The organism is Marinobacterium sedimentorum, assembly GCF_024267675.1.
GTDB lineage: Bacteria > Pseudomonadota > Gammaproteobacteria > Pseudomonadales > Balneatricaceae > Marinobacterium_A > Marinobacterium_A sedimentorum.
Window position 1 is genome coordinate 20,469 of the sequence record NZ_JALDYX010000004.1, and the last position, 13,227, is coordinate 33,695.

Sequence of the window (13,227 nt, forward strand, 5' to 3'; positions counted from 1 at the left end):
CATGGCCAGTTATCAGTTAGACAAGTCCATCTGGGGCGGTGAAAAGGTGTTCGATGCGCTGCTGGCGGACATCCGTTCACGCAGTCAGGAGTTCGAAAGCCAAAAGCATATTTCCCAGGACATTATCGAGTCCTTCAAGGATATCGGCGTCTATCGCGCCATGCTGCCCAGGGCACTGGGCGGGGATGAACGCAACCCGATGCAGTTTCTGCAGATGGTCGAAGCCCTGGCGGCGGCCGATGGCTCGGCTGGCTGGGTTGCCAGTTTTGGCATGAATCCGGTGTATCTGGCATCACTGCCGGCAGCGACCGTCGACAAGGTCTGGGCGCAATCGCCTAACGTGGTATTTGCCGGCGGCATCTTTCCGCTGCAGAAGGCGCGGCGGGTTGAAGGGGGCTTTATCGTCAATGGGCGCTGGAGCTTTGGCAGCGGCTGCATGGGCGCATCCCTGATCGGCGTTGGCATACAGCCGGACGATGGCGAATCCCTGCCACTGATGGCCGTTCTGCCGCGTGAGCAGGTGCAAATCGCACCGAACTGGAATGTCGTCGGCATGGTTGGCACGGGCAGTCACGATCTGGTGGTTGAAGAGGTCTTCGTGCCTGAGGAATGGACCTTCGTGCGCGGCGGCAAGCCCAGCGTCGATGCCGGCATCTTCCGCTATCCATCGCTGTCTTTTGCCGCCCAGGTGCTGTCAGTAACTACCGCGGGCCTGGCGCGTGAAGCCCTGGACGTGGTCCAGGCCATGGCTGCGGGCCGCAAATCGGTGACCGGTGCGCCGAACCTGGGTGAGCGCGAGTATGTGCAGATCGAAATTGCCCGGGCGGAAGCCAAGCTGCGCTCTGCACGGGCCTTCTTCTATGAGGCGACGGAAGAGGCCTGGGCGGCGACCGAGGCCGGTGGTACGCCCAGTGCCGAACAGGTGAATCTGGTGCGCCTGGCCACCACCCACCTGACCCACGAATGCAGCGACGCCATTCGCGCCACCTATCAGGTGACCGGCATGACGGGCGCCTACAACGACCACCCGCTGTCCCGCATCATGCGTGATTCCATGATGTGCACCCAGCACGCCTTCATGGGGGCGATCACGCTGAAGAACGCCGGCGCCATGTTCTTTGGCCACAAGCCGTTGCCCGGCTACCTCTGATTCTGATCAAAAAACACACAGGAGACTGATTCATGAGCGATAAAAAATTGCACCGCGTACTGTTTTGCATCGGTATCAACCAGAACTTCATGGATGGCACCAAGAGCGAAATGAAAGACGTCTGGATGGCCTTCAGCGCCATGATGCAGGGGATCGCCGAACTGCCGGGCGTCAATGTGCTGGGCATCATGGACGACGACCGCATCATGGTGGGCCCGTCCCCGAATGCGCCCTGGACCTGCTACATCATGGCCGATGTGCCGGATCTCGAAACCGTGACCGCCGCCTGCGACTTCTTTCGCAGCACACCGGTGGGCGATGGCACCTACAGCCTGTGGAAGTACTGCCGCGTTGAGGCACGTATCGGGCGCGAACTGGAAGTGCCGGCCTGATCGTCGCAGCCGGGGAGGACATCAGCATGAACAGTGAAATGCAGCTGAATCAATTGCGGCAGCGGCTTGATCGTCTTGAAGCGGCGCGCAGCATCAGCGCCTGCATGCATGAATACATGCATCTGTGTGACCACCTCGATGCAGGCTTTGATCTGGAACCGCTGCTGGCGCTTTTTACCGAGGATGCGATCTGGGAAGGGCGGGGCAAGCGTTACGCCGGTACTTTCGGGCGCTGCGAGGGCGCCACAGCGGTGCGGGAGATGTTCACCAAATACACTCGCCCGCCAGCGCACTTTCGTCTCAACGTGCATTTCCTGACCTCCGAGCGCGTCCGCGTCCAGAGTGAGACCCAGGCGCTGGGAGAGTGGGTGCTGCTGCAAACCGCCACCTTCGCCGACGGTCGCTCGCAGCTGAGCAGCGCTCGCCTGGAGGTGTGTTTTCGCCACGAGGCCGGTGACTGGAAGATTTGTCATTTTCAGACCGAGAGCCTGTTCAACCGGCCCATTGAAACGCCCTGGGACGACCCGAAACCCCTGCCTGTACCCGAGTAAACACCGGGTGCTGGTAACAGAAGAACAAAGGTCAAGAACATGAGTGAACTGATTAAGTTGGAAAATATCAGCCTGCGGGCTGCCGATATGGTCGAAGAGGGCCGCGTACACAAGGCGCTGTACTCGGATCCGGAGATCTTCGAGGAAGAGCTCGACAAGGTGTTCAATAACAGCTGGGTGTTCATCGGCCATGAAAGTGAAGTGCCAGACGTCGGCTCCTTCAAGACCGCCTTTGTCGGCCGTCAGCCGGTTATTCTCAGCCGCGACCGCAAGAAAAATCTGCACGTGCTGCTGAACCGCTGCCGCCACCGCGGTGCCACCGTCTGCGAAGGCCGCAAGGGCAAGACCAAGAGTTTCAGCTGCCCCTACCATGGCTGGGGCTACGCGCTGGACGGCGAGCTGCGCTCCCTGCCCAAGCCTGAAGAATATGATGGCGTCATCGACAAGTCCGAACTGCCGCTGCAGCGCCTGCGCAGTGAAACATACGCCGGGCTGGTCTTCGCGACCTTCAACGACGCTATCGAGCCGCTGGAAGATTTCCTCGGCGGTGCCAAAAAGTGGATCAATCTGTTCATGAAGCAGGGCGGCGGTTATCCGCTCAAGGTGCTGGGCGAGCATCGCTTTAGCTTCCCGGGCAACTGGAAGATTCAGCTCGAAAACACCACCGACGCCTACCACTTCCCGATTATCCACAAGTCGTTCATTTCGTCTTTGGATGAGCAGGCCGCCGATATTTTTGATTTCCTCGACGGTGAGGGTTTTGTCGAGGATCTGGGCAATGGCCACAGCGTGATGGTGATGATTCCGGAGCTGACGGATCTTGAGGAAAACCTCGATGAGCCCATTCCGGATCGCTTCCAGGCCCTGGCCGATGAGCTGGCCGCCGAAGGCCGTTCGGACGATGAAATCCGTCGCCTGGTGCGCGCGGTACACGGCACTGGTTTCAACCTTAACCTGTTTCCGAACGTGTCCTGCTCCATGGCGTTCTTCCGCGTCATGCGTCCGGTCTCGGCCAGCGAAACCGAAATTCAGCACGTGGCCCTCGGGGGCGAAGGTGCGCCTGCGCCCTTTAACCGCAAGCGCATGCGCCTGCACGAACATTTCCAGGGCCCCATGGGCTTCGGTACGCCGGATGACGGCGAAGCCTGGGAACGGGTGCAAAAAGGCTCGATGGCCGGTCCCGATGGCTGGATCCTGGTTAACCGTGGCCTCAATAACCTGCATAGGTCGCCTGACGGCAATGTTGCCGGGGCTGTCTGCTCCGAGACCGGCATGCGTGCCGCCTACCGTCAGTACAAGGCTGTCATGGCCGCCGGCGAGGAGAAGTAAGCGATGAAACTGCACACACAGCTGCTCAATGACGTTACGGCTTTCATCTGGCACGAAGCGGATCTGCTGGATCACAAGTGCTACCAGGCCTGGCTCGATCTCTGGACCGATAACGGCCTCTATATAGTGCCGGCCGATCTGGACGCCACTGATTACGAAAGTACCCTGAATCTGGCGCTGGATGATTCCGCCATGCGCCGCATGCGTGTGGCGCGCCTCGAAAGCGGCGAGTCGGTCTCCGCCAAGGCGACGATGAATACCCTGCGCATGCTGTCCCGGGTGCGCGTGCTGGAGGCGGGTGATGACCTGGTGGTTGTGCGCTGTGCCCAGACGCTGAACGAGATGCGTCACGGCGCGCTGGTGACCTATCCGGCGGACGTTGAATATCACCTGCGCCCCGGTGAGCAGGGCTTTCGCATTGAACGCAAAGTGGTGAAGCTGCTGCACGCTGACAGCTTCCTGCGCACTGTCAGCTTTATATTCTGAGGAGGCACGACATGGGCAACTCAACCGAACCACAGGTCGCGCTGGTTACCGGCGCCGCCCAGGGGCTGGGCTTTGCCATCGCGGCAAGGCTGCACGGGGCGGGATATCGCGTTGTACTCAGTGATCGTTCCCTGGCGGCGGCGCAAGGTGCCGCCCGGGACCTGGATGCCAGCGGTGCCACCGTTATGCCCCTGGCACTGGACGTTGCCCGCAAGGCTGATTTTGAAGCGGCGCTGGCGGCGGTACAGGCACGCTGGGGCAGTATTCAGGTGCTGGTCAATAACGCCGCGCTTACCCGCGCGACACCGGTGATGGCGATTTCCGCACAGGAATTTGCCGAGGTCGTGAACGTCAATCTGGGGGGGACCTTTGCAGGTTCTCAGGTGCTGGGCGCCCATATGGCGCAACAGGGCTATGGTCGCATCATCAACATGGCGTCCCTGGCCGGGCAGAACGGCGGCACTTCCACCGGGGCGCACTACGCCGCGTCCAAGGGCGGAATTATTACCCTGACCAAAATTTTCGCCCGGGAGCTGGCGGCTCAGGGGGTGACGGTCAATGCCATAGCCCCAGGCCCGATCGACTCCCCAATGGTCAAGGCGCTGGTGCCCGAGGAACGGCTGCCCGGGTTGCTGGCGGCCATACCGGTTGGCAGGCTGGGCGAAGCCGATTTCATCGCTGACATGGTGGTGCAACTGGCGCGTCCTGAAGCCTATTTCACTACTGGCACCACCCTGGACATCAACGGTGGCATCTACCTGCGCTGAGGAGACTCCCATGACCATGCATACAACCGACACTATCAAAGTGCGCCTGAACCGGCGCGAGAACGCGACCGATGATGTCGCGGTACTCGAACTGGCGGCGGCGGATGGCGCTGCGCTGCCTGCATTCGAGGCCGGTGCTCATATCGACCTGATGCTGGCGCCGGGCCTGATCCGTCAGTACTCCCTCAGCAATGCGCCGGGGGAGGCGGTGTACCGCCTCGGCATTCTCAACGATCCCAATTCCCGTGGCGGTTCCGTCCATGTTCACGCCAACCTCGAGGAAGGCTGTGAGATCGAGATCAGCGCCCCGCGCAATCATTTTCCGCTCTCCCCGGATGCGGCCCATAGCCTGCTGATCGGCGGCGGTATTGGCATTACGCCTATGATCGCCATGGCCTATGCGCTGCGGGCGTCGGGCGCCTCGTTTGAGCTGCACTACTGCAGCCGCAGCGAATCCAAGGCGGCTTTTCTGGCAGAGCTTGCGCGCGAATTTGGTGACCGGCTGGTACTGCATTTCGACGATGCCGGCGACGCGCAGCGCCTCGACCCGGTGGCTCTGTGCAAGGGATCGGTTGCGGGCTCGCATCTGTATGTCTGTGGCCCGGGCGGCTTTATGGACTGGGTCATCGGCAGCGGGCGCGAGGCCGGCTTGCCGGAGCCGCAGATTCACTTCGAATACTTCAGTGCCGAGGTGGATACCGCGGGCGAGGCGTTCGAGGTTGTGGCGGCCCAGAGCGGTGTCACTGTTCAGGTGGGTGGCGGTCAGACCATCGCTCAGGCGCTCAAGGCGGCTGGGGTCAAGGTGGAGCTGTCCTGCGAACAGGGAGTCTGTGGTTCCTGCATCTGCGATGTCCTCGAAGGGGTGCCGGATCACCGCGATCATTTTTTGAGTGAAGAGGAAAAAGACGACAACGACCAAATGGCCCCCTGCTGTTCGCGGGCGAAAACGGAACGACTGGTACTCGATATCTGAGCGGAATCCTCGCCGCAGATGCTGCGGCGGATCTGTTTGAATTCACAGGCAAACCACGACGGTGAAAATAATGAAAAAAGTACTTCAACTTGGTATTACCCTGACTTTGGCGCTGGGCTCGCTGGCGGCCCAGGCGGAAGCGACGCGTCTGACGATGTCCTCCTGGTTGCCGTCCGGACACCCGCTGGTAACGGATGTTTTCAAACCCTGGATCGACGATGTCAAAACGGCTACCCAAGGGCGCGTTGAAATTGTGCTGCTGCCGGCGCCGCTGGGCCATCCGAAGATGCATTACGACATTGTGCGCGATGGTCAGGCGGATATTGCCTACAGTGTCAGCGGCTATACGCCGGGTCGTTTCAAGCTGACCGAGATGTTTGAACTGCCATTCTCCGGCGACAGTGCCGAGGCAACCTCAGTGGCGGCCTGGACGGTGTATCAGAAGTACTTCGCCAAGGCCGGTGAATACAAGGATGTGCAACTGCTGGGGCTCTTTACCAATGGCGCCGGGCAGTTGCATAACAGCCAGCATGCGGTGCGCCGCATGGCTGATGTCGATGGCATGAAGCTGCGGGTGGCCGGCGGTGCCGCCAAGGATATCGTGGAAGCGCTGGGTGCTGTGCCGCTGCAAAAGCCGGTATCGAGTTCCTATGAGCTGATTTCCAATGGCGTGGCTGATGGAACCCTGTTTCCGGTGGAGTCCGTGCTCAGTTTCAACCTGCAGGACATCACCCGCTACACCACCAGTGTCCCCGGCGGTTTGTTTAACACCACTCTGTTTCTGGCCATGAACAAGGAGCGCTTCAGCAGCCTGTCGGCAGAGGATCAGGCGGCCATCATGGCGGTCTCCGGCGAAGCCTTTTCCCACCGTTCCGGTCGCATGTTTGACCTGCGCGAGGCCGAGGTAACGCAGGCGCTGCGCAAGAACGGCAACGAAATCGATGTGGCCGATGCCGCTTTTGTTGATGAGATTCGCACCGCGACCGCACCTATCACCCAGGAATGGCTCGATGACGTCAAGGATAAAGGGGTTGATGTCGAGGCCGCCATGGTTGAATACCTCGAGCTGGTGCACTGACAGCAGGAGACAAGGCAATGACAAGCGCTGTTAGGTGTAAGCCGGGCTGGCTCCGGTCGTGTGAAAGCGTCAATAGCTGGATTCTGGGGAGTTGCGCGGCGATCGTGCTGTTTTCGCTGATGGCGATGACCCTGATTGATGTGGCCGGACGCTACCTGTTCTCGGCGCCCTTGAGCGGGGCTTTCGAGGTCACCGAAATGATGCTGGCGGCGCTGATTTTTCTTGGCCTGCCCTTGGTGACGGCCCGCGGCGGTCATGTTGCGGTGGATCTGCTGGACTCCATGCTGCCGGCTTGCGTACGGGCCGTGCAGGGCTTTGTGATTGATCTGATCAATGTGCTGGCATTCGGTGTATTTGCCTGGGTGCTGTGGGAGCTGGCGTTCAAAACCTATGGCTACGAAGACACCACCTCGGTGCTGGAAATTCCCTACGCAGGTCTTGTGTTCCTTATGGCGGTGACCACGACGCTCTCAGTCATGGTGCTGGCACTGAAGCTGCTCTACCGCATTGACGATGTACCGTCGCAAGGGGAATTCTGATGGAAGCGAGTCTGATCGGTTTTGCAGCGCTGCTGGTGCTGATCCTGGCGCGAGTCCCGCTGGGCATTGCGATGGGGGGTGTCGGTGCTGTCGGCTTCGCGCTGATGCAGCAGATCGAATACGGTAATCCGCGCGGCTGGGATACGGCACTGAATATGATTGCCCACACGGCCTTCGATACCGGGCTGGCCTATGGGCTGTCGGTGGTGCCCCTGTTCCTGCTGATGGGCAATCTGATTACCGAGTCTGGCATGTCGCGCGAGCTTTACCGTGCCTCCAATGCCTTTCTTGGGCATTTCAAGGGCGGTCTGGCGCTTGCAACAGTGGTTGCCTGCGGGGCTTTCTCAGCGGTGTGTGGCAGCTCCATGGCCACCGCGGCGACCATGTCCAAGGTCGCCATGCCGTCCATGCGCCAGTACAAATATTGCGATGGTCTGGCGACCGGCGCTATTGCGGCGGGCGGCACCCTTGGCATTCTGATACCGCCCAGTGTGATGCTGGTGATGTACGGTCTGATGACAGAAACAGATATCGGCAGTCTGTTTATTGCGGGTCTCCTGCCGGGGTTGATTGGCATAATTTTCTACCTTGGTGCCGTGGCGGTTACCGTGCGGCTCAAGCCCGGAACCGGGCCTGCGGGCGAACGTGCCAACTGGCGTGAACGCGCAGCGGCACTAAAGGGTGTCTGGGGTATTGGCCTGATCTTCATCGTTATCATGGGGGGCATCTACAGCGGCATCTGCACGCCTACCGAGGCGGCCGGTATGGGGGCGGGGGGGGCGCTGATTATCGCAGTGATGCGCGGCAATTTCAGCCTTGACCTGCTGCGCCGTTCGCTGACCGGTGCTGCGAGTACCACTGCCATGCTGTTCTTCCTGTTTATAGGCGCGGTGATCTTCTCCAACTTTATCAACCTGACCGGCATGCCGACACAGCTGACCGACTGGGTCATGGGGCAGGGCTTTAGCCCCTTTACGGTGATTCTGGTGCTTATTGCCATTTATCTGCTGCTCGGCTGTGTACTTGAAAGCATGTCAATGATCCTGCTTACGGTGCCGGTGTTCTATCCCCTGGTGCAGGCCATGGGCATGGATCTGATCTGGTTCGGTATCCTGGTGGTCGTGGTCACTGAAATCAGTCTGATTACACCGCCCGTTGGCATGAATGTCTTCGTGCTGCGCGGCATGATGCCGGATGTGTCGCTCGCGACCATCTTTCGCGGTGTGACACCTTTCTGGCTGGCCGATATCTGCCGCCTGGCACTGATTGCCCTGGTGCCATCGATCTCACTGCTGCTGCCCCATGCGCTGAGCTGAGGGCTAAGCGCAAGGGCCGGCGCTGCACAAACAGATCCTGCAATACCATTGATTCGCCTGATGTCAGGTGAACGGGCTTCCCTGCGCCAAAAAGGCGCAGGAGAGGTCGAATCTTCCAATAATCTAGGAGGCCTTATGAGCTTCGATCCCAAGGATTTCCGCCGTGCGCTGGGCAAGTTTCCCACCGGCGTGACCGTGATTACCACTCAGGACAAGCAGGGCGAATGGATTGGCGTTACCGCCAGCAGTTTCAACTCGGTCTCGATTGATCCGCCGCTGGTGCTCTGGAGCATCGACAAGGGGGCCTTCAGCCTGGAAGCCTTCACTCAGGGTGAGTACTTTGCCGTCAACGTACTGCGTAACGATCAGGTTGATATGTCCAACCGCTTTGCCCGCCGTGGCGAGGACAAGTTTGCCGGCCTGAAAGTGCGCACCGGCGAGCAGGGCTGCCCGCTGTTGCCGGATGTGGCGGCTGCATTTGAGTGCCGCACCTGGAATGTCTACGAAGGCGGCGATCACCTGATCATCGTCGGTGAAGTGCTGGACTACAGCTACGGCGACAATGCGAGTTCCCTGGTGTTCCACGATGGCCGCTATGCGGTGCCTGAGGTGCATCCCGCGGTAAAAGCGCCGGCCCAGTCCCTCCAGGCGCGCGGCTGTCTTGGCGACAACCTGCTCTATCTGCTGCGCCAGACTCTGGCGGCCTACCGCGAGGATTTTTATCCGCGCCTGACGCATTTTGGTCTTACAACCGAAGAGTGGCGGGTACTGACACTGCTGGCCGATATCAAGTCGCTGGATGCAGCCAGCATTGCCGAACAGGTTTCCCAGCCGCTCAAGGCCTTGCTGGAAACCGGAGAGTGGCTGCAGGACAAGGGCCTGGTCAGTGTGCTGGACGAGCAGTTCGAGCTGACGGAAAAGGGTGCCGGTGTGGCGAATCAGCTGCTGGACATGGCGATCGAGCATGAACAGCAGGCCCTGGGCTGCCTGTCGGGCACGCAACGTGCGGCGCTCAAGGACAGCCTGAAAAGCCTGTCCGAGTCACTGGGCTAATATCCCGGCGGTTCGGTTGGCTAGGGGGGCGGATCACACTTTCTAAACGAGAGTCTTGGAGCAGGAGGCAGAGTCATGCCAGTAATACAGGTCAATATGATGGAAGGGCGCACCCAGGAGCAGAAAGAAGCGCTGATTCACGAAATCACCGAAGCCTGTCACAGGGCGGTCGAGGCGCCCCGTGAGTCGGTGCGGGTACTGATCCATGAGTACCCCAAAAAGAGTTATGGTATTGGCGGCCTGACGGGGGAAAAGCTCGGGCGCTAGTGCAGACTGCGGCCTGATAAGACAGGGGGGCGTTTTCGCCCCCTTTGTGCGTCTGTGTCGGGTGTACAGCTCCCCTCGGTTCAGCGCGACAGCGCCTTGATGCCGCGCTCCAGGCCTTGCAGTGTCAGCGGGTACATCTGACCGCCGAACTGCTGGCGGATCATCTGGGTTGAGCGGGTATATTGCCAGCTGGATTCCTGCATCGGGTTGAGCCAGATGCATTTTTCCCAGGTGTCCAGCACCCGCTGCAGCCAGACCTGGCCGGCTTCCTCGTTCATGTGTTCGACGCTGCCAAAACGCTCGGCCAGTTCGTAGGGCGACATGGCCGCATCGCCGACAAAGATCACCCGGTAGTCCCGGCCATAGGTGTGCAGCAGGTCGAGTGTGGGAAGGCGTTCCTGGAAGCGGCGGCGGTTGTCACGCCAGACGCCTTCGTACAGACAGTTGTGAAAGTAGAAAGATTCCAGGTGCTTGAACTCGCTGCGTGCGGCGGAAAACAGTTCCTCGCAGGTGCGTATAAAGGGGTCCATCGAGCCGCCCACATCCAGAAACAGCAGTACCTTGGCGGCATTGTGCCGTTCGGGCACCATTTTCAGATCCAGATAGCCTGCGTTGCGTGCGGTGCTGCGGATGGTGTCATCGAGATCGAGCTGGTCGGCGGCGCCGGTACGGGCGAACTTGCGCAGTTTGCGCAGCGCCACCTTGATATTGCGGGTACCAAGTTCAAGGCTGTCGTCCAGATTGCGGAACTGGCGTTCTTCCCAGACCTTGACGGCGCGCTTGTGACGCCCGGGCCCGCCGATGCGAACTCCTTCCGGATTGTAACCGCCATGGCCGAAGGGCGAGGTACCGCCGGTACCGACCCACTTGCTGCCGCCGGCATGGCGCGACTCCTGTTCTTCGAGGCGCTGGCGCAGGGTGTCGAGCAGTGTGTCCAGCCCGCCGAGCGCTTCGATCCGGGCCTTGTCTTCGTCGGACAGCTGGCGCAGAAAGTCGGCTTGCAGCCAGTGCTCGGGAATCAGCGCATCACGCAGGTCTTCGCCGCTGGGCAGGCCGCCGAAATAGGCGCCAAAGGCGCGGTCAAAGCGGTCGTAGTATTTTTCGTCCTTCACCAGGCAGGCGCGGGCCAGCAGGTAAAAGTGATCCACATCACAGCAGGCCAGGCGGGCATCCAGTGCGGCGAGCAGGTCGAGCAATTCGCGCAGGCTGACCGGCACCTGGGCCTGGCGCAGGCAGGTAAAAAAGTCGATCAGCATCAGCGTGAACCGCGACGCGCCATAAAGGCCAGGCGTTGCAGCATGTGCACGTCCTGCTCGTTTTTAAGCAGGGCGCCGTAGAGCGGGGGCATGGCGCTGGAAGGATCCTGCTCGGCCAGGATTTTGGCATCGATGCGGTCGGCCAGCAGCAGCTTGAGCCAGTCGATCAGTTCGGAGGTGGACGGTTTTTTCTTCAGGTTGGGTACTTCGCGCAGCGCAAAGAAGATTTCCAGGGCTTCCCTGACCAGGCGCTGTTCGATGTCGGGGTAGTGAACGGCAACGATTTTTTGCAGGGTGTCGCGATCGGGAAAGGCGATGTAATGGAAAAAGCAGCGGCGCAAAAAGGCATCCGGCAGCTCCTTTTCATTGTTGCTGGTAATGATTACCACCGGGCGTTTTACTGCCTGAATACGCTGGCCGGTTTCGTAGACATCGAACTCCATCTTGTCGAGTTCGGTCAGCAGGTCATTGGGGAACTCGATGTCGGCCTTGTCGATTTCATCGATCAGCAGCACGCATTTCTGCTCGGCCTCAAAGGCCTGCCAGAGCGTGCCCTTGCGAATGTAGTTGCCGATATCATGCACCCGTTCATCACCCAACTGGGAGTCTCGCAAACGGGATACGGCATCGTACTCGTAGAGTCCCTGCTGTGCCTTGGTGGTGGACTTGACGTGCCACCTCAGCAGCGGCATCCCCAGCGCGCTGGCGACTTCTTCGGCCAGCAGTGTCTTGCCGGTGCCGGGCTCCCCCTTGATCAGCAGCGGGCGCTGCAGCGTCACCGCCGCATTGACGGCCATCTGCAAATCCTGAGTGGCGACGTAGCGTTCGGTACCTTCGAATTTCATTCTGCTTCCTCAGCGGGGCTCGGGCTCAAGACTCCCGAGTCTAGCAAAGGCATCTTGCTGGCCGGAATAGCGATAGAGGCCAAGTGCTTGACTCAAACGGCCATTTCGTCGGACTTATCCCGGATAGGATTCCTGTCCCTGTGTTGTAAACCAAGCTGCGCTCTGTGAGCGTTGCTCGTCTGGCTCTGCCTGTTGCGTTCTTCGTTCAGGGTTCAAGGGGCGAGAATGAACGGCCTCCGTCCAATATCTGTCAGTATGCCGCCGCCGGTCAGGAAGCCTGCTGACGCTCATGCCGGTAGAGCCAGCAACAACAGAGAATCGCCGCCACCATCGCCAGGTTATTGTGCGTCGCTACTGCCTGGGTCTTTGGCAACCCAGAACCCTGAAAGCTGCAGCACCTTTTGCAAGCGCAGGGCTTCCGATTCGGCGGCTTTGCGGTCTGGCAGGCCGGTGATGCGCACTCGATAGATTTTTTTGCCTTTCAGGTTAACGGGCTCAGTGGTCGCTATCTGGCCCAGTGACACTAATTTGCTTTGCATTTGTTGCGCGGATTTCTGCTGGGAGAATGAGGCAATATTGATAAGCCACTTGTCCTGCACCGCCTGCGCGGGGGCCGCTATCTGTTTGCTGGTGGCAACCACAGGTGTTTCCGTCTGCGCCGCTTCTACTTTCGCATCTAGCACCTTGGTCTCTGTCTTGCTCTCTGTCTGGGGTGTTGGACCTGTCTCACTGACGCCAGTGTCTGCATGTAGCGAGGCTGCGTCGGGCTCTTTGCCTGCGTCGGACTGCGCCCTGAGTTCATCCAGTGCGGTTTGCAGCGCGTCAAGTCGGTCATTTATCCCGTTGATGGCCGCTATCTGGTTGCTGTTGTCGGCGGGAGCAGGCGGTGTCGAGGCAAGGGCAATCTTTGCGCCAAGGCGGGATTCCAGATCGTTGACGCGTGAGTCTGTCAGTAGAAAAAGCCCGACGACGGCGATGACGAAAGTGATCAAGACCGCAGACAGGGTGTACTGATAGCGAGCTACCGCCGTTGCGGATCCAGCGGGTGCGGCCCTTTGCGCATTTGGCCTGCGGCTGCTCTCTGTTGTGGGAATGAGCGGCTCGCGATCCGGAGTCTGACCGACTCGTTTTCCGAGATGGTCGTTCCCTGTCTCGGAAGGCGGTTCAAACTCATCAGCCTGCATGGTATTTATTCCCTTTATCTTTCATGGCGGTGTCTCTCTTG

15 protein-coding genes are annotated in these 13,227 nt (G+C 60.0%); 12 read left to right on the top strand and 3 right to left on the bottom strand.

The features are described 5' to 3' along the window. The first annotated feature begins 1 nt into the window (after position 1). From MRS74_RS05550 to thmT, 12 genes are all read left to right on the top strand, one after another. A complete protein-coding gene (locus tag MRS74_RS05550) occupies positions 2 to 1,150 on the top strand; it encodes an acyl-CoA dehydrogenase family protein (protein ID WP_254579288.1) in 1,149 nt (382 codons plus the stop codon). A 32-nt stretch (positions 1,151 to 1,182) separates the two neighbouring features. Next, positions 1,183 to 1,542 carry an IacB protein gene (locus tag MRS74_RS05555; protein ID WP_254579289.1) on the top strand — a complete coding sequence of 120 codons (360 nt, stop codon included), beginning with the start codon at positions 1,183 to 1,185 and terminating at the stop codon, positions 1,540 to 1,542. 26 nt (positions 1,543 to 1,568) lie between these two features. Then, positions 1,569 to 2,093 carry a nuclear transport factor 2 family protein gene (locus MRS74_RS05560; RefSeq protein WP_254579290.1) on the top strand — a complete coding sequence of 175 codons (525 nt, stop codon included), beginning with the start codon at positions 1,569 to 1,571 and terminating at the stop codon, positions 2,091 to 2,093. A 39-nt stretch (positions 2,094 to 2,132) separates the two neighbouring features. After that, positions 2,133 to 3,422, top strand: a complete 1,290-nt coding sequence (locus MRS74_RS05565) for an aromatic ring-hydroxylating oxygenase subunit alpha (protein ID WP_254579291.1) — start codon at positions 2,133 to 2,135, stop codon at positions 3,420 to 3,422. A gap of 3 nt (positions 3,423 to 3,425) precedes the next feature. Continuing rightward, positions 3,426 to 3,908: an aromatic-ring-hydroxylating dioxygenase subunit beta gene (locus tag MRS74_RS05570; protein ID WP_254579292.1), complete on the top strand. Its 483-nt coding sequence runs from the start codon at positions 3,426 to 3,428 to the stop codon at positions 3,906 to 3,908. A gap of 11 nt (positions 3,909 to 3,919) precedes the next feature. Next, positions 3,920 to 4,675 carry an SDR family NAD(P)-dependent oxidoreductase gene (locus MRS74_RS05575; protein WP_254579293.1) on the top strand — a complete coding sequence of 252 codons (756 nt, stop codon included), beginning with the start codon at positions 3,920 to 3,922 and terminating at the stop codon, positions 4,673 to 4,675. 10 nt (positions 4,676 to 4,685) lie between these two features. Then, entirely contained in the window at positions 4,686 to 5,648 is a 963-nt protein-coding gene (locus MRS74_RS05580; protein WP_254579294.1) for a PDR/VanB family oxidoreductase, read from the top strand. 70 nt (positions 5,649 to 5,718) lie between these two features. Continuing rightward, on the top strand, positions 5,719 to 6,726 hold the full coding sequence (locus tag MRS74_RS05585) for a TRAP transporter substrate-binding protein (RefSeq protein ID WP_254579295.1): 1,008 nt from the start codon (positions 5,719 to 5,721) through the stop codon (positions 6,724 to 6,726). Between the two features lie 17 nt (positions 6,727 to 6,743). Continuing rightward, entirely contained in the window at positions 6,744 to 7,265 is a 522-nt protein-coding gene (locus MRS74_RS05590; RefSeq protein ID WP_254579296.1) for a TRAP transporter small permease, read from the top strand. Continuing rightward, on the top strand, positions 7,265 to 8,581 hold the full coding sequence (locus MRS74_RS05595; RefSeq protein WP_254579297.1) for a TRAP transporter large permease: 1,317 nt from the start codon (positions 7,265 to 7,267) through the stop codon (positions 8,579 to 8,581). The genes MRS74_RS05590 and MRS74_RS05595 overlap by 1 nt, the downstream gene beginning before the upstream one ends. A 135-nt stretch (positions 8,582 to 8,716) precedes the next feature. Beyond that, a complete protein-coding gene (locus MRS74_RS05600) occupies positions 8,717 to 9,634 on the top strand; it encodes a flavin reductase (RefSeq protein WP_254579298.1) in 918 nt (305 codons plus the stop codon). 75 nt (positions 9,635 to 9,709) lie between these two features. Continuing rightward, entirely contained in the window at positions 9,710 to 9,901 is a 192-nt protein-coding gene (thmT, locus tag MRS74_RS05605) for a 2-hydroxymuconate tautomerase (protein WP_254579299.1), read from the top strand. 80 nt (positions 9,902 to 9,981) lie between these two features. Here thmT and MRS74_RS05610 read toward each other — a convergent pair whose 3' ends face one another. From MRS74_RS05610 to MRS74_RS05620, 3 genes are all read right to left on the bottom strand, one after another. After that, positions 9,982 to 11,157, bottom strand: a complete 1,176-nt coding sequence (locus tag MRS74_RS05610) for a vWA domain-containing protein (protein WP_254579300.1) — start codon at positions 11,155 to 11,157, stop codon at positions 9,982 to 9,984. Beyond that, entirely contained in the window at positions 11,157 to 12,002 is an 846-nt protein-coding gene (locus MRS74_RS05615; RefSeq protein ID WP_254579301.1) for an AAA family ATPase, read from the bottom strand. The genes MRS74_RS05610 and MRS74_RS05615 overlap by 1 nt, the downstream gene beginning before the upstream one ends. 338 nt (positions 12,003 to 12,340) lie before the next feature. Then, positions 12,341 to 13,186, bottom strand: a complete 846-nt coding sequence (locus MRS74_RS05620; RefSeq protein WP_254579302.1) for an SPOR domain-containing protein — start codon at positions 13,184 to 13,186, stop codon at positions 12,341 to 12,343. Positions 13,187 to 13,227: the final 41 nt, after the last annotated feature.

What these genes read in the sequence shown, in the direction of transcription:
- MRS74_RS05620 (WP_254579302.1), bottom strand. Translation starts at nt 13,186, where the DNA reads ATGCAGGCTGATGAGTTTGAACCGCCTTCCGAGACAGGGAACGACCAT.
- MRS74_RS05610 (WP_254579300.1), bottom strand. Translation starts at nt 11,157, where the DNA reads ATGCTGATCGACTTTTTTACCTGCCTGCGCCAGGCCCAGGTGCCGGTC.
- MRS74_RS05590 (WP_254579296.1), top strand. Translation starts at nt 6,744, where the DNA reads ATGACAAGCGCTGTTAGGTGTAAGCCGGGCTGGCTCCGGTCGTGTGAA.
- MRS74_RS05580 (WP_254579294.1), top strand. Translation starts at nt 4,686, where the DNA reads ATGACCATGCATACAACCGACACTATCAAAGTGCGCCTGAACCGGCGC.
- MRS74_RS05560 (WP_254579290.1), top strand. Translation starts at nt 1,569, where the DNA reads ATGAACAGTGAAATGCAGCTGAATCAATTGCGGCAGCGGCTTGATCGT.
- MRS74_RS05575 (WP_254579293.1), top strand. Translation starts at nt 3,920, where the DNA reads ATGGGCAACTCAACCGAACCACAGGTCGCGCTGGTTACCGGCGCCGCC.
- MRS74_RS05595 (WP_254579297.1), top strand. Translation starts at nt 7,265, where the DNA reads ATGGAAGCGAGTCTGATCGGTTTTGCAGCGCTGCTGGTGCTGATCCTG.
- MRS74_RS05555 (WP_254579289.1), top strand. Translation starts at nt 1,183, where the DNA reads ATGAGCGATAAAAAATTGCACCGCGTACTGTTTTGCATCGGTATCAAC.
- thmT (WP_254579299.1), top strand. Translation starts at nt 9,710, where the DNA reads ATGCCAGTAATACAGGTCAATATGATGGAAGGGCGCACCCAGGAGCAG.
- MRS74_RS05570 (WP_254579292.1), top strand. Translation starts at nt 3,426, where the DNA reads ATGAAACTGCACACACAGCTGCTCAATGACGTTACGGCTTTCATCTGG.
- MRS74_RS05585 (WP_254579295.1), top strand. Translation starts at nt 5,719, where the DNA reads ATGAAAAAAGTACTTCAACTTGGTATTACCCTGACTTTGGCGCTGGGC.
- MRS74_RS05550 (WP_254579288.1), top strand. Translation starts at nt 2, where the DNA reads ATGGCCAGTTATCAGTTAGACAAGTCCATCTGGGGCGGTGAAAAGGTG.
- MRS74_RS05565 (WP_254579291.1), top strand. Translation starts at nt 2,133, where the DNA reads ATGAGTGAACTGATTAAGTTGGAAAATATCAGCCTGCGGGCTGCCGAT.
- MRS74_RS05615 (WP_254579301.1), bottom strand. Translation starts at nt 12,002, where the DNA reads ATGAAATTCGAAGGTACCGAACGCTACGTCGCCACTCAGGATTTGCAG.
- MRS74_RS05600 (WP_254579298.1), top strand. Translation starts at nt 8,717, where the DNA reads ATGAGCTTCGATCCCAAGGATTTCCGCCGTGCGCTGGGCAAGTTTCCC.